Annotated in this window: 20 protein-coding genes; 8 read left to right on the forward strand and 12 right to left on the reverse strand. The window is 52.2% G+C overall.

Annotated features, from left to right (window positions below):
• Positions 1 to 47: 47 nt before the first annotated feature.
• The 3 genes from ACYVHB_RS20810 to ACYVHB_RS20820 form a co-directional block, all read right to left on the reverse strand.
• The gene (locus ACYVHB_RS20810; RefSeq protein WP_461053716.1) at positions 48 to 2,477 is read right to left on the reverse strand and encodes an ABC transporter permease; all 2,430 of its coding nucleotides are present in this window, start codon (positions 2,475 to 2,477) and stop codon (positions 48 to 50) included.
• Positions 2,478 to 2,527: 50 nt separating this feature from the next.
• Positions 2,528 to 4,948 (reverse strand): ABC transporter permease, encoded by a 2,421-nt coding sequence (locus ACYVHB_RS20815; RefSeq protein WP_461053717.1) that lies wholly within the window; start codon positions 4,946 to 4,948, stop codon positions 2,528 to 2,530.
• Between the two features lie 209 nt (positions 4,949 to 5,157).
• Positions 5,158 to 6,060 (reverse strand): DUF2911 domain-containing protein, encoded by a 903-nt coding sequence (locus tag ACYVHB_RS20820; protein ID WP_461053718.1) that lies wholly within the window; start codon positions 6,058 to 6,060, stop codon positions 5,158 to 5,160.
• A gap of 78 nt (positions 6,061 to 6,138) precedes the next feature.
• Here ACYVHB_RS20820 and ACYVHB_RS20825 point away from each other — a divergent pair, with 78 nt between their 5' ends.
• A complete protein-coding gene (locus tag ACYVHB_RS20825) occupies positions 6,139 to 6,693 on the forward strand; it encodes an NUDIX hydrolase (RefSeq protein WP_461053719.1) in 555 nt (184 codons plus the stop codon).
• Between the two features lie 78 nt (positions 6,694 to 6,771).
• Positions 6,772 to 7,173, forward strand: coding sequence for a hypothetical protein (locus tag ACYVHB_RS20830; RefSeq protein ID WP_461053720.1), 402 nt, complete (start codon positions 6,772 to 6,774; stop codon positions 7,171 to 7,173).
• 120 nt (positions 7,174 to 7,293) lie between these two features.
• On the opposite strand, the gene ACYVHB_RS20835 is transcribed toward ACYVHB_RS20830, so the two are convergent.
• Positions 7,294 to 7,848 (reverse strand): RNA polymerase sigma factor, encoded by a 555-nt coding sequence (locus ACYVHB_RS20835; protein ID WP_461053721.1) that lies wholly within the window; start codon positions 7,846 to 7,848, stop codon positions 7,294 to 7,296.
• 243 nt (positions 7,849 to 8,091) lie between these two features.
• On the opposite strand from ACYVHB_RS20835, the gene ACYVHB_RS20840 reads away from it, so the two are divergent.
• The 3 genes from ACYVHB_RS20840 to ACYVHB_RS20850 are packed head-to-tail and all read left to right on the forward strand — an operon-like array spanning position 8,092 to position 12,190.
• Positions 8,092 to 8,631, forward strand: a complete 540-nt coding sequence (locus ACYVHB_RS20840; RefSeq protein ID WP_461053722.1) for a heme NO-binding domain-containing protein — start codon at positions 8,092 to 8,094, stop codon at positions 8,629 to 8,631.
• A 7-nt stretch (positions 8,632 to 8,638) separates the two neighbouring features.
• Positions 8,639 to 11,482, forward strand: a complete 2,844-nt coding sequence (locus ACYVHB_RS20845; protein ID WP_461053723.1) for a PAS domain-containing hybrid sensor histidine kinase/response regulator — start codon at positions 8,639 to 8,641, stop codon at positions 11,480 to 11,482.
• A 9-nt stretch (positions 11,483 to 11,491) separates the two neighbouring features.
• Positions 11,492 to 12,190 carry a LytR/AlgR family response regulator transcription factor gene (locus ACYVHB_RS20850; RefSeq protein WP_461053724.1) on the forward strand — a complete coding sequence of 233 codons (699 nt, stop codon included), beginning with the start codon at positions 11,492 to 11,494 and terminating at the stop codon, positions 12,188 to 12,190.
• A 531-nt stretch (positions 12,191 to 12,721) separates the two neighbouring features.
• Here the strand turns inward: ACYVHB_RS20850 and ACYVHB_RS20855 are convergent.
• Complete coding sequence (locus ACYVHB_RS20855) at positions 12,722 to 13,912, reverse strand: glycosyltransferase family 61 protein (RefSeq protein ID WP_461053725.1); 1,191 nt, start codon at positions 13,910 to 13,912, stop codon at positions 12,722 to 12,724.
• Between the two features lie 620 nt (positions 13,913 to 14,532).
• Between ACYVHB_RS20855 and ACYVHB_RS20860 the strand changes: the two genes are divergently transcribed.
• Positions 14,533 to 14,730, forward strand: a complete 198-nt coding sequence (locus ACYVHB_RS20860) for a hypothetical protein (protein WP_461053726.1) — start codon at positions 14,533 to 14,535, stop codon at positions 14,728 to 14,730.
• Between the two features lie 1,018 nt (positions 14,731 to 15,748).
• Here ACYVHB_RS20860 and ACYVHB_RS20865 read toward each other — a convergent pair.
• Both ACYVHB_RS20865 and ACYVHB_RS20870 read right to left on the reverse strand, forming a co-directional pair.
• Positions 15,749 to 17,422 (reverse strand): S8 family peptidase, encoded by a 1,674-nt coding sequence (locus tag ACYVHB_RS20865; RefSeq protein ID WP_461053727.1) that lies wholly within the window; start codon positions 17,420 to 17,422, stop codon positions 15,749 to 15,751.
• Positions 17,376 to 18,074 carry a hypothetical protein gene (locus tag ACYVHB_RS20870; RefSeq protein WP_461053728.1) on the reverse strand — a complete coding sequence of 233 codons (699 nt, stop codon included), beginning with the start codon at positions 18,072 to 18,074 and terminating at the stop codon, positions 17,376 to 17,378. The genes ACYVHB_RS20865 and ACYVHB_RS20870 overlap by 47 nt, the downstream gene beginning before the upstream one ends.
• Positions 18,075 to 18,180: 106 nt before the next feature.
• On the opposite strand from ACYVHB_RS20870, the gene ACYVHB_RS20875 reads away from it, so the two are divergent.
• Complete coding sequence (locus tag ACYVHB_RS20875; protein ID WP_461053729.1) at positions 18,181 to 18,552, forward strand: glyoxalase; 372 nt, start codon at positions 18,181 to 18,183, stop codon at positions 18,550 to 18,552.
• Between the two features lie 72 nt (positions 18,553 to 18,624).
• On the opposite strand, the gene ACYVHB_RS20880 is transcribed toward ACYVHB_RS20875, so the two are convergent.
• The 5 genes from ACYVHB_RS20880 to msrA form a co-directional block, all read right to left on the reverse strand.
• Complete coding sequence (locus ACYVHB_RS20880; protein ID WP_461053730.1) at positions 18,625 to 19,128, reverse strand: hypothetical protein; 504 nt, start codon at positions 19,126 to 19,128, stop codon at positions 18,625 to 18,627.
• Positions 19,129 to 19,213: 85 nt separating this feature from the next.
• On the reverse strand, positions 19,214 to 20,275 hold the full coding sequence (locus ACYVHB_RS20885) for a hypothetical protein (RefSeq protein ID WP_461053731.1): 1,062 nt from the start codon (positions 20,273 to 20,275) through the stop codon (positions 19,214 to 19,216).
• 91 nt (positions 20,276 to 20,366) lie between these two features.
• Positions 20,367 to 21,395, reverse strand: coding sequence for a hypothetical protein (locus ACYVHB_RS20890; protein WP_461053732.1), 1,029 nt, complete (start codon positions 21,393 to 21,395; stop codon positions 20,367 to 20,369).
• A 101-nt stretch (positions 21,396 to 21,496) separates the two neighbouring features.
• Positions 21,497 to 22,231 carry a hypothetical protein gene (locus ACYVHB_RS20895; RefSeq protein WP_461053733.1) on the reverse strand — a complete coding sequence of 245 codons (735 nt, stop codon included), beginning with the start codon at positions 22,229 to 22,231 and terminating at the stop codon, positions 21,497 to 21,499.
• Positions 22,232 to 22,412: 181 nt separating this feature from the next.
• Positions 22,413 to 23,072: a peptide-methionine (S)-S-oxide reductase MsrA gene (gene msrA / locus ACYVHB_RS20900; protein WP_461053734.1), complete on the reverse strand. Its 660-nt coding sequence runs from the start codon at positions 23,070 to 23,072 to the stop codon at positions 22,413 to 22,415.
• 144 nt (positions 23,073 to 23,216) lie between these two features.
• On the opposite strand from msrA, the gene ACYVHB_RS20905 reads away from it, so the two are divergent.
• On the forward strand, positions 23,217 to 23,807 hold the full coding sequence (locus ACYVHB_RS20905) for a MiaE family protein (RefSeq protein ID WP_461053735.1): 591 nt from the start codon (positions 23,217 to 23,219) through the stop codon (positions 23,805 to 23,807).
• Positions 23,808 to 23,811: the final 4 nt, after the last annotated feature.

Below are 23,811 nucleotides of genomic sequence, written 5' to 3' on the forward strand. Positions count from 1 at the left end.
GTGTTGGTTGAACACCTGCAAGGTTTGTAAAACTTTACAGGGCCGGTTTACTCACTTCTCAAACTTTTGACTGGGTTCATTAGGGCGGCTTTCACGCTCTGGAAACTCACCGTCAATAGAGCAATGCCCACCGCCAGCAAACCCGCCAGCGCAAACACCCACCACTCGATGGTGATTTTGTAGGCAAAATCCTGCAACCAGCGGTGCATGGCGTACCAGGCAACGGGCGACGCGATAACAATGGCGATGAGTACCAGCTTGAGAAAGTCTTTCGAGAGCAGCGTAACAATACTGGTGACGCTGGCACCCAGCACTTTCCGAACGCCAATCTCTTTCGTGCGGCTCTCGGCGGTGAACATCGCCAAGCCAAACAAACCCATACAGGAAATGAAGATAGTTAGCCCACTAAATAGGCCCAGTACCTGGCCTGTTTGTTGCTCGGCCCGATAGACTGCGTTGAAATCATCGGTCAGAAACGAATACGCAAACGGTACATCGACACCAAACGCACGCCATTGATTATCCATCATTTTTAGCAGGTCCGCCACGTCGCCCGTTTTTACATTCACCAGGGTGGTGCCACTGTTATCACCCATCGTCATCATTAGCGGGGTGATGCGCTCGTGCAACGACCTGAAGTGGAAATCCTTCACAATACCAATGACATGGTAAGCCTTTTTGCCGCCGTCGTTAGACGTCTTAATGCGGTGGCCTACCGCATCGTTACCCCAACCGAGTTGTTTGGCGGCCGTTTCATTGAGGATAATACCCAACGAATCGGTGCCGAAAGCCGGGGAGAAATTACGTCCGGTAGCCATCGTCATACCCAGCGTTGGAATGTACCGCTCATCAATATCGTACCGGATGCCTTTGACATACTGCCCGGCCTTGTTGTCGCCATAAACGAGGAAGTTATTATTGTGGGAGTGACCGGCGGGAACGTAGCCCGAAACACTGGCATTGATTACCCGCGAATCCTGCAAAAGTTGTTGCCGAAACAGCGTTTCGTTTTTGCCCAGCCGCCCCGTTTCGTGCAATACCAGTACGCGCTCTTTGTTGTAGCCGAGTTTGGTGTTTCGGATAAAGGTGATCTGCTGCGAAACCACCGCTGTGCCAACAATGAGTACAAACGACAGGCAAAACTGGATCACCACCAGCACACTCCGAAGTGACACCCGTTGCCGACCTGCCGTACCCCGGAATGGAGTATCACCTTTCAGTACGGCAATCGGCTTAAACGACGACAGGAAAAAGGCCGGGTAGCTACCTGCCAAAACCCCTACCACCAGCCCAAACAGGACCAAACCCGGCAATAGCCCCGGCGCATTCAACAAATTGAAACTCAAACTAGTACCCGTTATCGTGTTGAAGGCAGGCAGGACCAGCAACACCAGTCCAACGGCCAGCAACAAAGCGATGGTTGTCAGTAAGAGCGACTCGACCAGAAACTGCCAAACCAACGCGCTTCGGACGGACCCCATTACTTTACGAATGCCGACTTCGCCCGCTCGTTTGGTGGCCCCCGCCGTGCTGAGGTTCATGAAGTTGAAGGTGGCAATCAGGAGCATGAACAGGGCGATGGCTCCAAACCCATACACATACTGGATGTCGCCCGACGGACTTAGGTCGTAGGCGAAATCGGAATGCAGGTGAATGTCGGTCAGGGGTTGTAGCCGCAGGCCCACGTCGTTGCCTGCCTCACGGAACTTGACGAAAGGTATACCAAAGGCCTGCTGAATTTGCGGACCCATATACTTCTCGACTGCCTGCGGAAGTTTAGCTTCCAGTTGTTTAGGGTCATACCCCTCTGGCAACACGAGATACGTATAAAATTCCGACTGCATCCACGAAGTTGCTCTGGCTTCATCCAAACCCGCCATCGCCATCAGAAAATCGTAACGTAAATGCGAATTGGTTGGGAAGTCAGCCATAACGCCGGTTATTTGCAGCGCCTGGTTGCTGCCCTTTGGAGACAGCGTTTTGCCGATAGGGTTCGCATCACCGAAATACTTCCGGGCCATCTTTTCGGCAATAACCACCGTGTTTGGCCGTAGCAAAGCGGTTTTGGCGTTTCCCTTCACCAGCGGAAAGCTGAAAACCTCGAAGAAAGTAGCATCGACGAAGGCGACGGCCTGTTCCCGGACCAGGTCGTTGCCTTTTTTCAGTAGCAGTTCACCCGCGTGCCGCAGCCGGGTGGCTTCGCGTACTTCGGGATAGTCGCGCAGCAGGCCCTGGGCGGTCGGCGGCATCACGTGAGCCTCGTTAATTTTGGTGCCGTTCATATTGGCCCGAAACGTAACGCGCACAATCCGGTCCGCTTTTTTGTGGAATCGGTCGTAACTCAGCTCACGGTACACGTACAGGCTGATGAGCAAACACGTAGCCATGCCCAGCGCCAAACCCGTAATATTGATGGCTGTAAAGGCTTTATTGCGGAGCAGATTCCGCCAGGCGATTTTGACGTAGTTTCTAAACATGGTTTTAGGGGGTGAAACCTGTAAGGTTTGAAAAACCTTGCAGGTTTGGTTCACTCACTTCTCAAACTTTTCACTGGGTTCATTAGGGCGGCCCGGATGCTCTGAAAACTCACCGTCAGCAAGGCAATTCCCACCGCCAGCAAACCCGCCAGACCGAACACCCACCACTCGATGGTGATCTTGTAGGCAAAGTCCTGCAACCAGCGGTGCATAGCGTACCAGGCGATGGGCGAGGCAATGACAATAGCTATCAGCACCAGTTTTAAGAAGTCCTTCGAGAGCAGGGCCACAATGCTGGTGACACTCGCGCCGAGCACTTTGCGGACGCCGATTTCTTTGGTGCGCTGCTGAATAGTGATCAGGGCGATGGCAAACAAACCCATGCACGAGAGCCCAATGGCGATGCCAGCCGCGAGACTGTACATTTGCGACAGTTTTTCTTCTTTACGGTACCAGCGATTCGTATTTTCATCCAGGAAGCTACCCTGAAACTCCGATTTGGGCGCGATCTGCCGCCACTCGCGTTTCAGCGTCTCCATCACAGAGACTCCGCTTTGGGGCGTCACCCGGACCAGCAGATAGCCCACGTCGCGGTTCTGGCTCATGTGCATCGTGATTGGCTTTACTTTCTCATGCAGGGCGTAGAGGTGGAAGTCCGGTACGACGCCGATAATCTGGTATTTCGTTCCGGCGGAGTCGGTCTGGAAAAACTGACCGATGGGCTGCTTCTCACCGAATTGCTTGACGAAACTGGTCGTCACGACCACCGACGAGACGGAGTCGGTAGCGTACTGGCGGCTGAAATCACGACCGGCCAGCAGTTTAATACCAAGCGTTTTGAGGTAATCATAATCCACTCGCAGCCAATCGGTGGTAATTTCCCGGTCTTTGTACGTAAAGCCCGATACACTCCGGCTGCTGCTGCCGTCAAGTCCCCAACCGATGTTGACGCGGGTACCGCTAATGGCCACTACGTTCGGGTTGCTGGCCAGCCGGTTGCGGAGTTGATTCAGAGCGTACATCCCCGTCACTTCGTTACCCACCGGGATGCTGATGACCTGCTCTTTGTCAAAACCCAGCGACGCAGTACGTAGGTAGCCAATCTGCCGCACGACCACGAACGTACTGATAATAAGCAGACAGGCAATGGCAAACTGCGTCACGATGAGACCGTTGCGTAGCAGACCCGGCTTGCCTGCCTTCACTGTTCCCTTTAGCACCTGCACCGTCTGGAAGCGGGTCATGACCCAGGCCGGGTAGCCGCCCGCCACGAGCGTCACGACCAGAAACGTCAGTAAGATAACCAGCAGCGTTGTGGGTTGCAGCAAGTTTGCCAGCGACACCTGGGCGTTGAAAAGCGCGTTGAACGGTCCCCGCAGGAAGATTGCCAGCCCAATACCGGTGGCCAGTCCCAGACCGCAGGTCAGCAGCGTTTCACCCCAAAGTTGCGCGAACAGTTGCCCCCGTAACGCTCCCAGCGATTTGCGAACGCCCACTTCCCGCGCCCGCGTAAATGACCGCGCCAGCGTCAGGTTCACGAAATTAATGACGGCAATCCCCAGAATAAACAGCCCAATCAGACCCAGCGTATAGACGTACATCCGGCTGGTGCCCGCGCCCTGAACCGCGCCCGTGTCGAAGTGGACGTCTAAGAGCGGCTGCAGCCGGATGCTGAACAGCTCACCGCGTTCGTCGGGCCGGGCACCGATTCGTTTCTGGTCCCGAATCACCGACTGGAAATACGTCAGGCTGAACGGTTTCAGCCGTTGCTCCAGCGTGGCCAATCCCACCGCAGGCTTGAGCTTTACGAATAATTCGTGGTCGCCGTGGTCCCACTTATCTTTGTTTTCAGCATAGCTCGGGGCGTTTTCAATCCGGACGAACGCATCGAATTGTAGCGTTGAACTATTTGGAAAGTCGGCCAGCACGCCCGTTACGATGTAGGCTTTCGGTCCGCCTTCGCCCGTCACGCGCAGGGTTTTACCCATTGGGTTTACGTTGCCGAACACGTCCCTGGCCATATTTTCGGTGATAACCATGCTGCTCAGACTGTTCAGGGCGGTTTTTTGGTCGCCCTGCACCATTGGGAACGTAAACATTGTGAGCATGTCCGGGTCAACGCCGTCGATCTGTTTATGCAACTGCCGGTCGCCGTACCGTACGGAGCCGTTGTCTTCCTGGTAGCGCGTTACGCCTTCGAGTTCGGGGTAGGTCTGCTTCAGCGCCGGTGCCAATGGATACGGCATCGTGGTCGAACGCTCGGCCCCTTTGGGGTCCTGCGTCACAAAGTTCGTCCGGTAAATTCGGTCGGCATTGGCGTGGAAGCGGTCGAACGACAGCTCGAAAGCCGCCGTCAGAAACAGCAACGTGGCGCTGGCAAACGCCACGGCCAGGCCCACCATGTTGATTGCCGTATGGGTTTTGTGTTTCCACAGCGTTCGAAAAGCGATTTTCAAATAATTGCGTAGCATACCAATACCGGTAGATGAGTGCACCACCCAACCCGCAAACAACCTGCCAGCATCAAAAAGGCCATTTCTGGGACAACATGCCGGTTTTGCGCCATCCCCCGCGTCCGAAATCGTACAGTTAGTGTCCGTAGGTGGACAGTTTGGCGTGGGCTATAACGCAAAAATGCCCATCGGAGAGTCCCCGGTGGGCATTTTACTAAGTGAGTTGGTTACGCGCTTTTCTTGCCTTTTTTGCCCTTCATTGCGGGCATGGCAGGCATCTTCGCGGTGTATTCGGTGATGCTTTTTTCAATGCCTTCCTTGAAGAAGGGGAACGCGGCATCGTTCGATGACTGACCCAAGGTCAGGGCTTTCTGCGCCACCGGCACGGCTTCGGCAAACTTGCCCATCTTGCCCAGCAACTGCGACTTCACATACAGGTTGCGGAACGTTTCTTTCGCTGTGATGGATTTGTCGATCCAGCCCATTGCCTGTTCCAGATTGCGGCCCTTCGAGAGGTTGTAACTGGCCGCAGCCTGCAACACGGCCGGGTCGTCGGGCTTTTCGGCAACGGCTTTGTCCACGTTGGCGGCTGCGTTGGTGTTCACGTCTACTTTCAGGTCGGCAGTGGCTTTGACATCGGCAAACAGGATGTTCATTTTGGCCGTGCTGTCGGTGAGGTCACTGAAGCCAATCGTGAACGTTTCCATCATTTCGCCCCCTTTGGTGGGCTTTAGCTGAACGCGCAGGACGTCTTCTTCTTGCTTGTAGGTTGGCTCCGTCACGGTCAGGTTCTTGCTGAAAATCAGCGTCCAGTCATCCATCGACGGCATCGACAGAATGGCGTAGGTCCCAGCGGGTAGCATTTTGCCGTTGACCATCAGATCGGTCGAGGTGGTGAAGGCGGTAGCCTGATTGGCACCCGTGCGCCATACTTTACCGGTCGGCACGAAGGCATCCGTAAAGGGCGTCCGGCCTTTTAAACTGGGCCGTGAGTATTTAACGGTCAGATCGGTGGTGCCGATGGTCTGCATTACCGTTGCGCCAGGGCTGGGGGAGGGGAGTTTGATCTGGGCGGTAGCCAACTGAGCCGCGAGGCTCAGCGTTACGCCACTGAGTACGAGTTTACGCATGATGTTGTGTTTGGTTGCGTTACCGGTTATTCCGAATAACAAGACAAATTTGCCCATTTTTACGCAGACTCCCAACCCATGCACCGCCAGCCGCTCCTGAATCTACTCCGCCAGCATACGCCAACCAATGCCGATGAGCAGGCCATGACGCTGGCGACGATTGACTTTGTCAGGCAGCACCCCGACTGCTTCGAGCGGTCGCAGCTACGGGGGCACGTTACCGGCTCAGCCTGGATCGTGAGTCCCGACCGGCGTTCGGCCTTACTTATTCACCACCGCAAACTCGACCGGTGGCTTCAGCCCGGTGGTCATGCCGATGGTGACCCCGACGTGGCGGCCGTGGCGCTCCGGGAAGCGCGGGAAGAAACCGGTCTCCATTCGCTTCAATTCGCTGGTGTGCTTAGTGAGCTACCGCCAATTTTTGATGTTGATGTGCACCCCATTCCCGCCCGTGGCGACGTGCCCGAGCACCTGCACTACGACATCCGTTTTCTGATGGAAGCTGACCCGAATGAAGCATTTGGGTTATCTGAAGAAATAAAGAATATTCGATGGATATCGGTAGAAACTGTAAAATCAATAGCTAAATCGGAGTCCATTTGCAGAATGGTAGGTAAAATATTGAAATACTAAGAATATAGTAGCTGTTTTTGTTGTTTACTTTATGTCCTCAAACACTAATCTATTTACAACAAAACCACAGGAATCGCTATGAAAACGACAGGCACTTATTTTCTACTGGTAGGTTGGCTGGTTTTGGCCGGGCAGGCGTGTGGTCAGGACGACCGGAATAAGTCACGCAATGATCCCACGTATTCAACGCATAACTACAAACACGCGAACAAAGCGGCTGCTGCCCGGAAATGGCAGGGTAACTCGGGGGTGGTGGTTAAACAACCGACCAGTGGCGAAACAGACTTGGCTAACTACAAACGTCAGGTGCCCAATCAGGCCCCGGTGGGCGGTGTAACGGTGGGTCACACGCCGTCGACCGACGTAGCCGACCGAAATTATAAAATGCAGCGACCAATTCAGTCAACCACCTCATCGGGCACGGGCGTTGCCAGCAGGAAGAGAAATCGCGTTGACAAAGGGGCAACGGTGGGCGACTAATAGTTAACGGTCACCTGATGTTCGACAACCACTCGTATACCGGGTGGTTTTTTTATGGGCAGGCCATGACAAACAACGTAGCTGAGTCAGGCGTGGTCTGCACTTGTCAGGGTGTATAGATTAATAGAGGGCGAGGGAATCTCCGCACAAGGTACGAACCCGGTCGCGGGCACGCTTCAGGCGCATCTTCACGGCGCTGTTTCTTAAGTTGAGCTTGTCCGCAATCTGCTGCACGTCCAGCCCTTCCTGATATTTCAACCGCAGGATCTGGGCTTCTTGGGGCGCAATGGTGTTCATAGCCGTTTTGAGTTGTTGCAGGCTGTATTCCATCCGCTCGGCTTCGTCGGTCGTTGGCGACTGGCAGTCGATGTTATCGGCGATGGCCGTCGTTTCCAGGCGTTTAGACACCCTGATCTGGTCGATACAGTAATTGTAGGAGATGGAGTACAACCAGGTTGAAAAAGTGGAACGCTCTTCAAAGCGGTCCAGGCGGGCGAACATCCGAATGAAAATGTCATGCGTGAAATCCTGAGCTTTCTCCGTGTCTTTGGTAATGGACAGGCACCGGTTGTACACTTTACCAACGTAGCGGTTATAAAGTGTCTCGAAGCAATCGTTCGGGCTGGTATTTAGGTACTGCCGGATCACTTCCTCGTCATTCAAGTTAACTTTCATAGGATAGTGCCTGTCGAAACAAGCTTTGAATAGGTTAATGTTTTTGATTGTTGATTAAGTATGATGCAAATGTGCTCATTACTTACAGATTTATCGACGATAATTCGATGAATTGTCACATTTGCCCGTTTTATGGTTGAAAATGTGTAGTGTTTATGTGATTACTGGTAACGATTCTGCATTTATTGAGATAATTTGTTACTTTTAACTGTAGGCTGATTCGCTATTTTACCTTCTCAGTACATGAAAGGAATTGTATTTACCGAATTACTGGAAATGGTTGAGAACCAGTACGGATACGCACTGGTCGATCAGTTACTTGTTGAGAGCGATCTCCCGTCCGGGGGAACTTATACGGCCATTGGCACCTACGATCATGCCGAGATGAGTACGCTGGTTCACAACCTAAGCCAGAAAACCCAACTGCCCATACCAGACCTGCTCCGTGCGTATGGACGCTACATGTTCAACTCGTTTACGCAAACCTACCGACCCCTCGTCGAGCGGTCTACCTCGGCCTTCGACCTGCTCAAATCCGTTCATCACTACGTTCACGTGGAGGTTCGGAAACTGTACCCGGATGCGGAGTTACCCCACTTCAGCGTTGAACAGCCCACTCCAACCCACCTGATTATGCACTATCGGTCGGAGCGCAAATTAGCTGACTTTGCGCATGGGCTTATCGAGGGCTGTTTAACTCACTTTAACGAAACGGCCACGATTACCAAAACAGATAAGGCTGGGGATGGCAGCTACGTGGTGTTTGATATTGTGAAGATGTAGGTTGTGTATGGAAAACATCGATTTGCTCAACCGGCGGCTGGTACGCGAGAAAGCCGCCCGCAAACAGGCTGAGCTTATTCTGGAAAAAAAAGCGCTGGAACTTTACAATGCCAACGAGCAGCTCCAGCACCTGAATCAGCACCTGGAACAGCAGGTTCGCGACAAATTAGCCGAACTCCGCCAAACCGAACAACGCTATCGGCTGCTGATCGAGTCGGTTCAGGACATTATCTACAAAATTTCGCCCCAGGGTTATTTTACCTTCGTTAGTCCCGTTGTCGAAAAACTGCTGGGTTATACCGAGCAGGAATTTCTGGGTCAGCACTTCACCCGTTTCGTCCAGCCTGAGCAACGCCAGCCGCTGATCGAGTTTTACCAGACAATGCTGGATGAGCAGCAGGACAGCACCTACACCGAATTTCCGATACTGACTAAGGATGGACACGTGGTTTGCATTGGGCAAACGGTCCGGCGAGTCGAAGCCAGCAACGGAATCATCGAATTAGTGGCGGTGGCCAGGGACGTGTCCGACCGGAAACAGGCCGAAGACGCGCTCCAAACGGCTCAAACCCGGCTGTCAACGCTGATTACCAATCTACAGTCGGGCGTGATGGTTGAGGATGAACACGGGCGGGTCATTCTGGCCAATCAACTGTTCTGCGATCTGTTCGCCATTCCGTTCACCCCCACTGAATTGATTGGCTTCAACAGTGCTGACGCGCGGCAGCAGGTAAAACACCTGTTTGCCCAGCCCGACGCGTTCATTGAACGGATGGATCAGTTGCTGCTTGACCAGGAGGCCTGCGTGGGCCAAGAAGTCAGTATGGCCAGCGGCAGCATTCTGGAATTTGACTACATCCCGATTCTGCTCGACGACAAGTACATGGGGCATCTGTGGCGATACGGCGACGTTACCGAAAAATACCGCGCCCGCGAACACATCCGCCGGAGCGAAGAAAAATACCGGGGTATCATGAACAACATGGCGCTGGGATTGCTGGAGGTCGACAATGAGCAAACGATTTTGCGGGCCTACGAACGCTTCTGCCACATGCTGGGCTACACGCAGGAGGAACTGATTGGAAAAAATGCCGCTCAACTGCTGGTGGCGACCGAGTTTCAGTCGGTGATTGCGGATGAGCAGCAACAACGCAATCGGGGGAACGCCGGGTCCTACGAGCTGCAGTTAGTTCGCAAGGACGGCAGTCGGATCTGGGTGCTGGTGAGTGGAGTGCCCATCAGTAATGAACACGGTGTGGTGGTTGGTTCGATGGGCATTCATTATGACCTGAGCGAACGAAAACTGCTGGAGCAGGAACTGGCAGCGGCCCGGCAGATTACCGAAGAGGCCCGGCAGGCCGAGAAGCAGTTCTTAGCGAACATGAGCCACGAAATACGAACTCCGCTCAATGCCGTCATTGGCATGTCGCACCTGCTGTTCGATACGCAGCCCAGCCGCCAGCAGCGCGAATACATCGACGTGCTCAAAACGTCGGCCGATTTTCTGCACAGCCTTATCTCTGACTTACTTGATATGACCAAAATTGAAGCGGGCCGCCTTGAAGTTCATCCCCGGCCGTTCGACCTGATTGGCCTGCTGCGGGCTACCCAGAAAGTGTTCGAGATGAAACTTACCGGTCGGCCGGTCACGATTGATGTGATGCTGGATGCCCGCATTACGGGCGATTTTATTGGCGACGACGTGATGCTGAATCAGGTGTTGATGAACTTAGTCGGAAACGCGGATAAATTCACCGAAAAAGGCCAGATCCAGATCACCGCCCGGCTTCAGCAGGATGAAGAAACCAAATGCTGCATCGAATTCAGCGTGGCCGATACGGGCATTGGCATCCCGGCCGAAAAGCTGGGCCTGGTGTTTCAAAAATTCAAACAGGTTAATCCACAGGGCCACAAACACAAAGGAACGGGGCTGGGTCTGGCCATTACCAAAGAGCTGATCGACATTCAGGGGGGCACCATCAGCGTACGAAGCCAGATTGGGCAGGGGAGTGTGTTCACGTTTACGCTGCCCTTTGGCAAAGCCCCCGCCTATCCCAAGCCAAAAAGTGCCGCGCTGAGCGACCTCAACAAAGACGATAAGTTGCGGATTGAGCACGTGCTGGTTGTGGAGGATAACCTCATGAATCAGAAGTACATCGGTGGGCTGTTGACCAAGTGGAAAATCCCCTACACATTGGCAATGAATGGAAAAGCGGCCGTTGAAGAAGCGAAAAAACAGCGGTTCGACATCATTTTGATGGACATTCAGATGCCGGTTATGGATGGGTATGAAGCCACCGTTGCCATCCGAAGCAGCCACAACCCCAACCAGTATGTACCCATCATTGCGCTCACCGCGTCGGCCATGCTCGATCACAAAAAAACGGCCTTAGACGCGGGCATGAATGATTTCCTGACCAAGCCGTTCGATCCCGGTCAATTGATGGCGCTGTTCCGGCGGTATGTGCCCCCGGAACCCGTGGCCGACGGATCGTTTCTGTTCGATAAGGCGCTGGATCAGCCGCGTTTGCTGGAGCTGTACGGCACCGACCGGGCTTATCTGCTGGAAATGTTTAGCTTGTTTCTGACGGATATAGCGCCCGAATTTCTCAAGCTGCCAGCCCTTTGTCAGAAACGGGATTGGGCTGCGCTGGGCCGTGAGGTGCATAAACTGCGGCCAACGCTCGGGATGGTGGGCTTGTCGCGGCTCGAAGAAAAAATGGAGGAAATAGAAAGAGGGTTACAAAAAGGAATTGAAAAAGACGTAATAGTAGTATATTGTAATGATATTGTTGACGGTATTAGTAAAATCATACCCATGCTGCAAAGAGAAACTCGCAAGCTATCTTAAGTTTAACTCATGAGTTTGACCTGTATTATTGTTGAGGATGAGCCGATGTCCCGCAAAGCGTTGCAGCGAATGTGCGAGCAGCACCACTCGCTGACTCTTTTGGCTTCGTTCGACAATGCCACCGGCGCACTGCATTTTTTGACTGAGCACCCCGTTGACCTGATCTGGCTCGACGTTGAAATGCCGGGCCTGACGGGTCTGGAACTGCTGGCGAAACTGTCAGCCATTCCCTACGTTGTGCTGACAACGGGCGAAACCAAGTATGCTTACGATGCTTTCCAGTACCAGGTAACGGATTATTTGAAGAAGCCCATCAGCGTACCCCGGTTCAACTTAGCCGTTAAAAAAGTACTTGAACAAAGTGCGAGTGCGCGGGCCAAACTCGGCTCGCCCGCCGAACGGGAGGAGATTTACATTAAAACAGACGGTCGCTACATTCGACTGCCCTTCGACAGCATCGCGTATATCGAGAATACGGGCGACTACGTAAAAATTTACACCAGCACCCAAATCTACATCGTCTACTCAACGATGAAATACCTCGAAGAAAAACTGGGTACGCAATTCCTCCGGGTTCACCGCTCTTACATTGTGCACTTAGACAAAATCGTCGACATTGAAGAAAACACGCTGGTTATCAACAGTAAGGTGATCCCCATCAGCCGGGCCAATAAGTCGGAGTTGATGAACCGGCTGAATTTGCTGTGACCCGCTCGTTTGTGCTTGGGTAGGGCCAGCCTGGCCGACCTCTAACTACTTAGTTTGCCGCCGATTACAGACTGTGAATTGCCACTTTGATAGGCCGGAATCTGCCGATTTAAACGGCCCGTTTAATCTTCACAGAAATGATGTCTATTTTGAGTCTTCTTAGATAGGTGCAATTCGGTAGGCACTATTAAATCTTAATTGTATTGATCGATTAGGTTGTATATCAAGTTACGCTTCCCGGTTCGTGCCCATGCTACAACCGTCAGATTTTCAGATTCGGGGAAATGCCGCCTGTTTTAGCTTAACCTGACGGCTATGGTGCCCTCACAGACTATAGACTGTGTGAAATAGTAGATAAGCTCATCAACCAATACTCTTAGTTATTATCTCAAGTATAACTAAGGGTAAAATAAAATAAAGAGAACCCGCTGGCGGCTGGTGTGCTGTACCCAAACTTTGTATTAACTCCAGCCTTGGGTGCGGTACTGATGAGTGCGAGTACGGTAACCGTAACCTTGAACGCTCAGTTGCTCAGGCGAAATTTGAGTAATTACCCAGCGTATTTGTAAGCACTCTTTCCATCTCCAAAATGGATACGATAATGTCAGCCATCAAGGGATCTTTGGTGTTCGGGATGGTTTCCTCAGAACAATAGGCCGAGTAACGCAGGCCCAGCAACTGAGATAAATACAGGAAACAGTCCGGCTTGTAATCCGCGTTGAACAACTCAAACAGATGCGTACCTGGCTTGCACCAAATGACATTGGCAAAGGACGCACCATGTGGCCCAAGAATAAAGTCGGCGTTTCTATAGATGGAAACCTGCTCGGCAATGGACCGGGGAGTATCGTCAATGATTGTAAAATCGTATCGCAACAACAGTTCGATTAGCGATTCCTCGTTGATAATGCGACGCCGGCCGGCTCGGCTTATGTAGATTCGATGCTGGTTGGTAAGTTGGACTGATATACGCCCTTCAATGTGCTTTTTGAGTGACATCACGTCCGCTACATTTGGATAACACCAATTGCCACTGTCACCGAACAGGCAGGTATCAAATGAAATCGAGTAAATCCGACTATCCAGTATCTGGTTTTGTTGAAAGCCGATCAAGGCGAGCACTTCTTGTTCATACGCTGTATTGAGCAATGGATAGGCGATTACCGATTGGAGGAACAGGTGTTCAGGTAAGGAATCTTTGATGCGGCATATTTTAGCCGCTACGAGAATCATAAAATCGTAATAGCCTCTAAACGAAATTCCCCTCCGATATGTAAAGCTTGTTTGTGTTTTTTCAAAGTATTGACTCCAAGGGGCAATAAGGGTTTTTGCCTGATAGGATACGCGGTTGCTTCCACCAAACGGATTTATAAAAGCATCGGTGGTATAATCTGTACAAAGTAACTTATAATTCAATAAAATGCCTCCACATCGTAATAAAAGAACATGCTTGCCGAGTTCGCTGATCTGCCAAACATAATTGCATGAGGTGTGAATGTACGTCTCGTAAAATAGAATTGTATTAGAATCCTTGGCATTGTTTACGGTAGGTAAAATAACATGCTTCTCAGGAATAAGGGCAAACTGGTAAGGTACTAAATAGGATTTAGTACGATCTTTATCAAGTACTCCAAGCTGGTTTAAAACGGCTGCTGCATAAGGCTTAATTCTGCGCCAAAGTGATGAACGAACGGATAAAAATAGAGTAATTAGCTTTTTCATATAAGTAGATGGTTAAATCAAACCGTATCGAGGAATCTACTCTTCATTTTAAGTACTATTCAATTAACTAAGGGATTTACCAAGACTGTTCACAAACTATCTTGATAAAGCTACTGGTAAACATTTTCGTACTTCGAGTGAGGAATTAATCAAAATATACCGTTTAATCAACATTCAGGACGTCGATTAATTTATTAAAAGGTAAATGGCCGGTTGAATGGGTAGATAGATTAAAAACTGCTAAATATGAGAAGGAAAATCAATTAATTGATTCTGCATTATTACAAAATTATTCACCAAAGTTGTAATATTTTTGGTAATTCATTGACAGTCATATGAACGGAATTATTTCATAAAATGACCACGGTCACGGCCCGTTTCAAGCTGACAGAGCGGCTCTCGTCCGCTTGATAGGGGAAATAGCTGAGATTACGAGAGAATGCCGCTTAGTAGCAAACCCATTGACGAGCTTTGTTGAAAAACCCGCAAATAGCGTTTCTTTACAAGATTGCTCTGTTCCCTTACAGAATTACCGGGTTTGGGTGACGAAGGTCAAGAGAACCGTCATTACGACATTATCATTGCTTTTTCTTGCCATTTTATAATTCATCCGCTAAAACATGGAACAGGACAATCAGGCAAATGAAGTACATGCCCTTAGTGATGTAGACCGGTTTTACATCTTGATGGAACCGCTTCATGGAGTGGTCGAGACCCAAAATTCAATTGAGCTGGGCCAATGCAGCACGCCGGACGAATTACGTCAGGCTATCATTAGCCGGGCGGCTAAGGTCAAAGCAATACTAAGAAAGAATTAAAGTAAGTTAAATAGTAGCAAAAGCAACGCTGAATGCTCGTTTACAGCGAATCTAATTAAATTATATACCAGATTAACTCACGGGTAAACATATTCTTATAATTCGCTACAGCACTGTTATTTCTTTCTATAAATCCTCGTTTTCTAAAAAGGTTAAGTTAATTTGACCAGAAGCGGAATCAAACACCGTTTTAGATTGGCAATGGACACTTCGATTTCTTCAGCAATCGCGCACATACCTAATTTAACCACTTCTGCAGAGCAATAAGCTGAGTAGCGAAATTCCAGCTCAGTACTTGAGCCAATAAGATAAATAGTTTGGTGCTTAGTTAGCAGAAAATAGCTTGAAAAGGTGCATATCTGACTCACATCAGAAAATGGTATCAAACCACGGGCCGTGTGGGTGGCCCCAGTATGAAAAGCGATTTTATATATAGAAGCTGTTCATGCCACACAAATTAATTTTTCATGATTGATAAATCTTTTTAATGGTTACGGGTACAGAGTTGGTTCACCACACATATCTATTACTCAAATTTTCATTATTTATGGTAAACATAATTAGTAATTAATAGACAAAATTATTGGAATGACGGACATTGTATAAAACACTTTTTTGGACATCTCGTCTCGTAAGTAGTCTGTCAGCATCAGTTATCCATTCAGCCGTCTTGTCCGATGCCTAAAATAACTTATAAGTCGGTGATGGTAGCTAATCAACGCTGCTTATAGGTTTTAACCAGTTTATCGTAAACTTGTACGTAACAGGTGGCTAAAGGTGGAAAGGGCTATCAATGAATACAACACGATCCGCCCCCATGCATCATTGAATTATTTGATCCCCTATCAGATGCACCAGCGTAAGCGAAAACCCCAAGCTTCGCCGGGCACCGGTGCGCTGGTATCCGTCTAAGAAAGTCAGATACGGAAATGTACAATATGAAGCCGTATTCCGGTGATTTTAATAACTGTCCAACTCAATCAGTAGCAACCACACACCCACACACCTAAAAACTCTCTTACCTCTTTACTAGCCTCACCGTCCGTTTTTTCTCGCCCGCTACCAGCGTCATCACGTACATCCCCGCCGATAAGTTCAGGTTTGGCAACGCGAACGCGGCCAGTCCGCCCGCGTCATACTGCCTGCGCCAGACAACGCGCCCGCTCAGGTCGGTGAGTGTGGCATAGAGGGGTACGTTGGTTTCAATCTCACCCCAGATTACCGACAGCGGTTCGTCTTCGCTGAATGGATTGGGATAAATCAGTAGCTGACTCAGGGTTTCGGCGAGCAGCGCAGCCCGCCCAAAGTTGGGAATGCCATAGCCCAACTGATCGTCGGGACTGCTGAACTGACTACCCGACTGCCGGAGCGCCGACGTCACCTGAGCGGCCGTTAATTGCGGGTGGGCCTGCCAGAATCCAGCCGCCAACCCTGCAGCAAGGGGTGCCGCAAAGGACGTGCCGTTGCCCATCACGATCTGCCCGCCGGGACTGCCCACCACGGTGCCCTGTCCGCGGGCTGCCAGATCAGGCTTTACCCGTCCGTCGGCCGAGGGGCCAAACGAACTGAATGCGGCCCGCTCACCGGCTTGGTTAACGGCTCCGATGGCCAGTGCCGAGGGCGCGTCGGACGGCGCCGACAGGTAGCGCCAGGCGTCATTACCTTCATTACCGGCCGCCACCACAACCACCATCCCCGTTTCGGCCGCCACCTGAGCCGCCCGGGTCGAGAGGGCTGTTCTGCCGTTCATATCCTGGTAGGTGTAACTGGTTGTTGCGTCGTCGAACCGGGTATACCCCAGCGACGAACTGATGACGTCGACCCCTGCACTATCGGCGTATTCGGCCCCAAACAGCCAGTTCGCTTCTTCCACGCGGCTTTCACTGGCCGCATCTTCGGTGCGGAGCAGCATAAAGTTGGCCTTGTAGGCCGTGCCGTACAGTTGCCCATCGGCGGTGGCGGCAATGGCTGACAGGCACGACAGGCCGTGCGAATCGTCTTCGTAGACGGCCGTTTCTTTCCTGACAAAGTCATACGTCGCCAGCACCCGGCCTTCGTCGAACAGCGGTTTAAGAAAACCGACCCGATTCGCGTTCAGAAACCCCGCGTCCAGCACACCAATCAGCATCGTCTCGCCGTGGTAGCCCTGCTGATGCATCTGGTCGACGCCAAGCTGGGTAACTTGCCCCTGCGAACTGCCGTAGTTGAGTGGCTCCACCTCGCCAAATTTGCCTACCTGATCAACCGTACGAGTCGATGCAACGGGGGCCGCACTTTGGCGGGCGTTGGCCAGCGACCGGCCGAACTCCAGTCCTTTCACAGCGGGCAGCGTTTGGATGGTGGCAATGGCTGCGTCGGTGGCTTCGACCAGCACGGCGTTGAGCCACCGCGAGGTGTACCAGATTGTTGCACCCGCCTGCCGGATCTGCGTTACGTAAGCCGGGTTGACGGGTAGATCCCGCTCCAGCACGGGAATGGCCTGTTTCTGACGGCGCAGGATCGACCGCTGCGACAAAAACTGGTCGGGGCGGTCTACCCGGTATGGCGTGCCCGCTTTGTCGCGCAGCAGCACTAAGTACTTGCGGGTTGTCTGGCCGAAACCGGGTAACTGACTGAGCAACAGTAGCCCAATGAGCCAGCCTAATTTACTCGCTGCCGGACGAATGAATGCGGTAGATTTGTCGGGTGCCATAATCAATTTGGTAGGTGCCAATGCAGGCCGGTGTCGATGAGCAATACTGGAATTGAACACGTTCTTTATAGATTAACCCGATTTGCCGGGCGTAAATTTCAATTCGTTTATCTTGCGAAAGCAGGGTTGAATCCCGTTGGGCCACCACCGTCACCGTTTCAGTAAACTGTTTATCCGAAACGCGGTAAGACTGGCCGCTATTGCGCATTTCGTACTCGTCTTCACCGATGGCGTTGTACCGGTTGCCGTTCCAGCGGAGCCGGTCGCTGACGGGAAACCGGAGCTTGACGAAATCCAGTCCGTTCTCGGTACGGATGGCCTCCGTATTAACCAGCCGGGCTGACCAAATCGAATCGGTCCGCCACGGCTGATCCTCAGTTGATCGGCGGTAGCGCAGCAACCGATACGCTTTTTGCCCCGTAACGTCAACGTAGGATGCGCCAACCACTTCCTTTAGCTGATACGCCCGCTGAACGGGTAATGTTGCAGTCAGCGAATATTGGTATTCTGTAACGTCGTAGATCGTGTACCGGCCCGTTACGAGCGGAAAATAGTCGTAGCCAGACGAAACCGGCCCCGAGTCGACCGACCGGCAACCGATACTGAGCAACAGGACGATTAGTACAAACAGAAAATTACGCAGGCAAACCATGGTACGGTGGCGGGGTTCAACCGTACAAGATAACCGGTTCGCGTTCGACGGGCAAGAGTTGGTGGATATTGTAACAATTCAGCTTGTTTCGTTGTCATGCTTACCAATGGATACCAACGAACGTTCCGCCCCAATCCGGCCCCTTGTCGCCACCGAACCCACGGCTGTCAGCCCGGCCGAGCAATTTCAGAATCAGACAATCCGGCCCATTCTGAAACTACTGGACAACAGTATTCAAACGCTGTGGCAGCACCACTGGCCCAAGCGCAAAACGCCTTTTAACCGCCTGACTAACCAGGAAAAGGTGGCTTACATTGAGCGGGCCGTTCGGGAGGACACGCGCCTGCGCTTAACGCTCGTGGGGATGGTGTTGGGTCATTTCACCCCTGACGAATGGGTTATTTTTACGGCTGACGAATCCGAAATCACGCGCAGAATCACGTCGTTGCTAACCCAGCGGCTACAAAGCAATGTATAAAGGTTAATGTAAAATGAATAGTGAGACGTATGCAGCTTACCCATTATTCATTTTACATTAACCTTTACACATTCAGAAAATCCGGCTCCAGGCAAGGCGGATAATGAGCAGCAGGGCAATGAAGCCAATAATGATGTATGAAAAGGGCACGTAGGCGATGGCGTAGATGCGGGTTCGGTCGATAAACCACATGATGCCCATAATGGCCGCAATGAGCGTCAGGAAACCCGACAACCTGCCAAAACCGGGAATATAATCGAACGGTATTTTGCGCCGGATGAGCAGCAACGTTCCCACCATCGTCAGGATGGGCAGGACTTGTAGGGCGAGGTTCAGGTTCCAGATGCTTTGCCGCTCGAACAGGAACAGATACACGTTCAGCGTGATGGCGAAAACACCGGGAATGCAGGCCAGATAAACCAGCCCGGCATAAACGTACCGCCACCTCCAGATTTCTTCCGCCGTTTTACCCGATCCCAGATTCACTAAAAAAGCTCCCGTCGGCACCGCCATCAGGAGCAGGAACAGGAGCGTGGGCTGTCCAGAAACAGTCTCAAAAACGTCGCGGAGGGTCATAATAATTAGCCGGTCAGTTAGTCAGTCGGTGAGTCAATCAGTTGCTGACGCAAAAGTTACTCACCTACTGACCGACTCACTGACTCTATTTTAACGTCAACAAATAACCAATTGTGAAGTTGGCGTCCCAGTCGAACACGAACTGGTCGGTGCCGGTGGCGTCGGCAATGGCTTTGTAGATATTAAGGCCCGCTTTCGACTTGGCTTCGTCGAGTTTATAAGCCGAGGGGGCGTCTAATACGGTATATCGCTCCTTGCCCTGCCGCACTTTTTTGGCCATCTCGAAGGGCACACCGCCAATGATGAAGCACGTTTTGCGGTTGCTGGCCGGAATTTGTTTAGCTTTTGCTATCACCTCCGTCGCCACTGTCTCGTCGCTGGTGCTATTCTGAAAATACTTGGCCCCGTAGGTTTCCAGCGCCTTCGTTTCTCCGCCTTCTTTCCACGAGATTTTGGTATTGCCCGAGCCGAGGTCTACTACGTATGAGTTGCCAAAGTACTCGGCGGGCAGCACGGAGCGTAGCGCTAAGGAACCTTCCCGCTCCGGCGTTACGGTATTGACCACGTAGTTCAGCGCTTTGAGCGCTTTGGTGATTTTCAGCGTTCCTTCGGCTTTGGCGGCTCCTGAGCTAACCACAAAATGAATGTCGCGCCCGCCCACGCCAAAGTCGAGCATCTTGCCGATGTAGCTTTTCAAACCCGCCCGGATGTCATCGTCCGACGCCATGTTTTCCAACACGAGGCTGTTACCAAATTCGGCTTTTTCGAGTTTCCACCGCTTTTGATCGTCAACCCGAATGATGAACGAGTTGAAGCCGCTGGCTCCTAATTCCACCACACCCTTCAGTTTGCCATTCTGGGGCGCAGGGGGCGTGTAGGTGAATGCTCCGCGGGGCGTATCGCTGCCCGCGTTATCCGACGAACCGGCCGACGATGCGTTGGCGTCCGACGCGGTTGATTCTTCCACCACGGCTTCCGCCGTTTCGTTGTCAGCGCGGGGCATCGTTGCCGACTCCGAATACTCCTTGTCGTTCGGCGACAGTTTGCGCAGGGCTTCGTTACCGCCAAAATAGCGGAATGCGAAAAAAGCAGCGGCCAGAATGAGGGCCGTGATGAGCAGCCGACCGGCTATGGTTAGACGTTGCATATTGGTTTGGAATTAATTAATGAGTGAATTAGTGAATGAGCGAATTGGTGAATGGATGCGTCAGCTATTCGCTCATTCACCAATTCACTCATCAGTCAAGCAAATTCCGGTAACCGGCGTCTTTGGGCGGATTCAACTGACCCGGTATGGGTGCCGTGATGGGGTTAGCCGTTGGCGCGTCCAACTGTACCATCTTGAACTCGCCTTTGTTGTACGCTTCCAGCAGGGCCTCGCCCTTGTCGGACAAAATACCGTTCTGAATGTCGACGCCGTTGATAAAGTCCATCGACAGGTCCATGGCCCGCTTCATTTCACCGAGTTTATTGCTCATATCGTCCTGAATGTACTCCATCGACTGTTCGAAATAAAACCGCTTGTCGGGGTCACCTTTGAAAATGCTGACGGCCGTTTTGAGGGCGTTCGAGCTTTCTTTCACGATCTGGTATTCGGTTTCCTTCAGCCGGACTTTGATTTCGGTTTCTTTGATGATGTAGTCGGCGCTTTTGTTCACTTTCTCCATGAACGCCAGCACCGTTTGCATGTTCCGCTGGAGGGGTGTCAGTTTCTCATTCATCTCCTGCAAGCCCGCTCCCTCAATGGTGGCCAACTGGGCCGCTTCGCGCATACCCGGCTTTTCGTTCATCGAATTGGCCTTGTTGGCTTCGGCGAATTTCTGCTTGCTGGCTTCGTTGTTCTCGTTGATTTTCTTGTTCAGCTTCACCAACTGCCCCTGTAGAACGTCGATTTGTCCGGTCATCTTTTGCCGTTTGTCCTTCAAATCCTGGACGTAGATTTTCATGATGGCGATGGGGTTCAATTGAATCACCGTACCCGTCAGGCTGCGCATCAGCGACTTAAACAGGAAGAATACCGCCGTGCGAACGTCGCGGCTGGTGAACAGGAAAATCAAAACGCCGAGCGCCCCCAGCAGCAGCGACAGTTCGAGAATGTTGGAGGTGGCCCGGATCAGGAATTCGACGATCCGGTTAAAATACACCAGTCCGAAACCAGCCAGACCGGCCAGCACAATCATACCGAGAACACCTTCGGGGCGGCTCCAGAACGAACGCTTTTCAACGTCGGTGCTGCCGCCAATCTGGGAGAAGTCAGGAGTAGCCATGTTTTTGTAGTTAGTAAGTCGGTAAGTCAATAAGTCGGTAAGTTCTTGGCTGTCATCGGTGTCAGTTACTGACTAACTCGCCAACTGACCAACTTACTGACTCATTTTAAATACTGCGTTATTTTGGCAATGTCGCCTTTAATCTGATCGGTGAAATGAGCAAAGGTGGCGTCGTAATTCTGCCGGTTCTGCGTGATTTTTGCGCTTTGCTCCGCCACCTCGCCGTTGATGGCCGTCAGTCGGTTGCTGTTCGCGTCGATCTGCTGTTGAATGGCCAATAGCTGTTTAGCGAGCGCTTCGTTGTCGGTTTGCAGACGTTTCTGCTCGTTCTGCAATCCACCAACCCGCTCGGCAATGGCCGCTTCCACGCTTTTGCCGAATGCGTCTCGGTCTTTGCTCAGGGCCGCCACAAACTGGTTCGCCGTGTTGGTGAGCGTCGATACGTCGGTTGTACCGGCGAGGGCTTTGAAACTGGCCCAGGCCGCCTGGTACTGCTTGTCTTCGGTCAGGCCAAGGGTAGACAGGCTGCGCAGCGTCTCGCGGAACTCGAAGTAGTCCGGACCGGGCGGATTGTTCTGCGCGAGTACGTCGGCAAAGTGCTGGGCAAACTTCGGGTCAACGGTGCCAGGCCCAACATTGACGGGCGTGACGCCGGGTACCGGAGCGTTTACCGGCGGGCGTGGTACAACGGGTGTTGGCGGAGCGCCGACGGTCGGCGACGTTCCGGTAGCTGGCTTTCCCGTGGCTACCGAACCAGCAGCCGACGTTTCGGACTCATCTTCCTTGATGAAGAAACCCAGAATTTTACGGCCAATGGATTGATCGGACTCAGGCATGGATATCACAGCGTTGGTGAAAGACTGAGCAATGTTACGAGGTTCGGGCCAAACCCACAATAGTCGTTTTGGCCGAACGGTTGCCAAACCTGACAAATTGCTGTGGGGGAGGACGATCTTACAGTCAGTAAGTTGGTCAGGTAGTGAGTCGGTGCGGTCAGCCGCTCACCGACTCATCAACTCACATACCGTTCTTCAGCTTATCCGCCAGCCGCTCCCGGAACTTCTCAACTTTAGGCGTCGAGACGGTGCGAACGTACAGATCGTTCGGGTGGTCATAATAATACCCCTGGTGGTAAACTTCGGCCGGATAAAACACCCTGAACGGCTCCACCTGCGTCACGATGGGACGGCTGTAGTGTCCCGATGCATTCTCCTGCCCGATGGCGGTTTCGATGGCCGCTTTTTCGGCGGGTGTCCGGTAGAAAGCTATCGAGCGGTACTGCGTGCCTACGTCGGGTCCCTGCCGGTTGAGCGAAGAGCCATCGTGACCGATGAAAAAGGCCTTTACCAACGTAGCATACGAAACAACCGTTGGGTCATAATAAACCTGGATTGCTTCGGCGTGGTCCGTCTGGCCGGAGCCGACCTGCTCATAGGTTGGGTTTTCGAGTTCGCCCCCGGCATAACCCGACACCGCGTCCCGAACGCCCCGCAACGACTCAAACTGGGCTTCGGTGCACCAGAAACAGCCAGCCGCAAAGGTGGCAACAGCCTCACCGGGTTGCAGAGCGGGCAATTTAGCCGGGCTGGTATCTTTAGCGGTGCCACTCGTGCTGGCCGGGCGTTGCTGGCAATTGATGAGCAGCAGCAGGAGCAGAAAAGATGCGAATGATTTCATGATTGGATCGTTATCCCGAAATAACAGTAAACCAATGGGAGAGGTTGCGTTATCTTTGAATTCCCACAAAAACCCAAGCCTGAAGGAGTGGGCTAATATTCTGTACATTATCAGCTCATCCCTTCAGGCTTGGGACTCTCGATTATGACCACCCTCGGCCTCGAACTGCCTACTGATCCGCGCTGGGTCGACATTGCCGAAATGAACATCGGCGAAATCCTGATCGACCACGCTTGGTGCGAACAGAAAGCCGCTTCGTCGTGTATATCGCTCATCGTCATGTACACCGACAAAGCAAAGCTGGTCAACGTCCTGACGCCTATTGTGGCCGAAGAGTGGGGCCATTTTCAGCGGGTACTTAATGAACTCCGCAAGCGCAGTATTACGCTGGGACGGCAGCGCAAAGATTTATACGTGAATGAGTTGCGGGTGAAATTGCGCCGGTCTACCAGCGATCAGCACGAGCAGATGATGGACAATCTGCTTATTAACGCCCTGATCGAAGCCCGGAGCTGCGAACGCTTCAAACTCCTCGCTACCCACATTGCCGACGAAGGCCTGCGCAAATTCTACCACGAACTGATGATTTCGGAAGCAGGTCACTACCGGGCCTTCATTGAACTGGCCGAGACCTACCTACCCGCCGAGCGCGTCCGGGCGCGGTGGAAAGAATTCCTGACCGTAGAAGCCGACATCATGGCGACCCTGGTCATACGGAGCGACCGGATGCACTAAGGCG

The sequence above is a fragment of the Spirosoma arcticum genome (assembly GCF_054779955.1).

Bases quoted from the DNA above. Each gene is read 5' to 3' on its own strand.
- ACYVHB_RS20810 (WP_461053716.1), bottom strand. From the start codon at position 2,477: ATGTTTAGAAACTACGTCAAAATCGCCTGGCGGAATCTGCTCCGCAAT.
- ACYVHB_RS20815 (WP_461053717.1), bottom strand. From the start codon at position 4,948: ATGCTACGCAATTATTTGAAAATCGCTTTTCGAACGCTGTGGAAACAC.
- ACYVHB_RS20820 (WP_461053718.1), bottom strand. From the start codon at position 6,060: ATGCGTAAACTCGTACTCAGTGGCGTAACGCTGAGCCTCGCGGCTCAG.
- ACYVHB_RS20825 (WP_461053719.1), top strand. From the start codon at position 6,139: ATGCACCGCCAGCCGCTCCTGAATCTACTCCGCCAGCATACGCCAACC.
- ACYVHB_RS20830 (WP_461053720.1), top strand. From the start codon at position 6,772: ATGAAAACGACAGGCACTTATTTTCTACTGGTAGGTTGGCTGGTTTTG.
- ACYVHB_RS20835 (WP_461053721.1), bottom strand. From the start codon at position 7,848: ATGAAAGTTAACTTGAATGACGAGGAAGTGATCCGGCAGTACCTAAAT.
- ACYVHB_RS20840 (WP_461053722.1), top strand. From the start codon at position 8,092: ATGAAAGGAATTGTATTTACCGAATTACTGGAAATGGTTGAGAACCAG.
- ACYVHB_RS20845 (WP_461053723.1), top strand. From the start codon at position 8,639: ATGGAAAACATCGATTTGCTCAACCGGCGGCTGGTACGCGAGAAAGCC.
- ACYVHB_RS20850 (WP_461053724.1), top strand. From the start codon at position 11,492: ATGAGTTTGACCTGTATTATTGTTGAGGATGAGCCGATGTCCCGCAAA.
- ACYVHB_RS20855 (WP_461053725.1), bottom strand. From the start codon at position 13,912: ATGAAAAAGCTAATTACTCTATTTTTATCCGTTCGTTCATCACTTTGG.
- ACYVHB_RS20860 (WP_461053726.1), top strand. From the start codon at position 14,533: ATGGAACAGGACAATCAGGCAAATGAAGTACATGCCCTTAGTGATGTA.
- ACYVHB_RS20865 (WP_461053727.1), bottom strand. From the start codon at position 17,422: ATGGCACCCGACAAATCTACCGCATTCATTCGTCCGGCAGCGAGTAAA.
- ACYVHB_RS20870 (WP_461053728.1), bottom strand. From the start codon at position 18,074: ATGGTTTGCCTGCGTAATTTTCTGTTTGTACTAATCGTCCTGTTGCTC.
- ACYVHB_RS20875 (WP_461053729.1), top strand. From the start codon at position 18,181: ATGGATACCAACGAACGTTCCGCCCCAATCCGGCCCCTTGTCGCCACC.
- ACYVHB_RS20880 (WP_461053730.1), bottom strand. From the start codon at position 19,128: ATGACCCTCCGCGACGTTTTTGAGACTGTTTCTGGACAGCCCACGCTC.
- ACYVHB_RS20885 (WP_461053731.1), bottom strand. From the start codon at position 20,275: ATGCAACGTCTAACCATAGCCGGTCGGCTGCTCATCACGGCCCTCATT.
- ACYVHB_RS20890 (WP_461053732.1), bottom strand. From the start codon at position 21,395: ATGGCTACTCCTGACTTCTCCCAGATTGGCGGCAGCACCGACGTTGAA.
- ACYVHB_RS20895 (WP_461053733.1), bottom strand. From the start codon at position 22,231: ATGCCTGAGTCCGATCAATCCATTGGCCGTAAAATTCTGGGTTTCTTC.
- msrA (WP_461053734.1), bottom strand. From the start codon at position 23,072: ATGAAATCATTCGCATCTTTTCTGCTCCTGCTGCTGCTCATCAATTGC.
- ACYVHB_RS20905 (WP_461053735.1), top strand. From the start codon at position 23,217: ATGACCACCCTCGGCCTCGAACTGCCTACTGATCCGCGCTGGGTCGAC.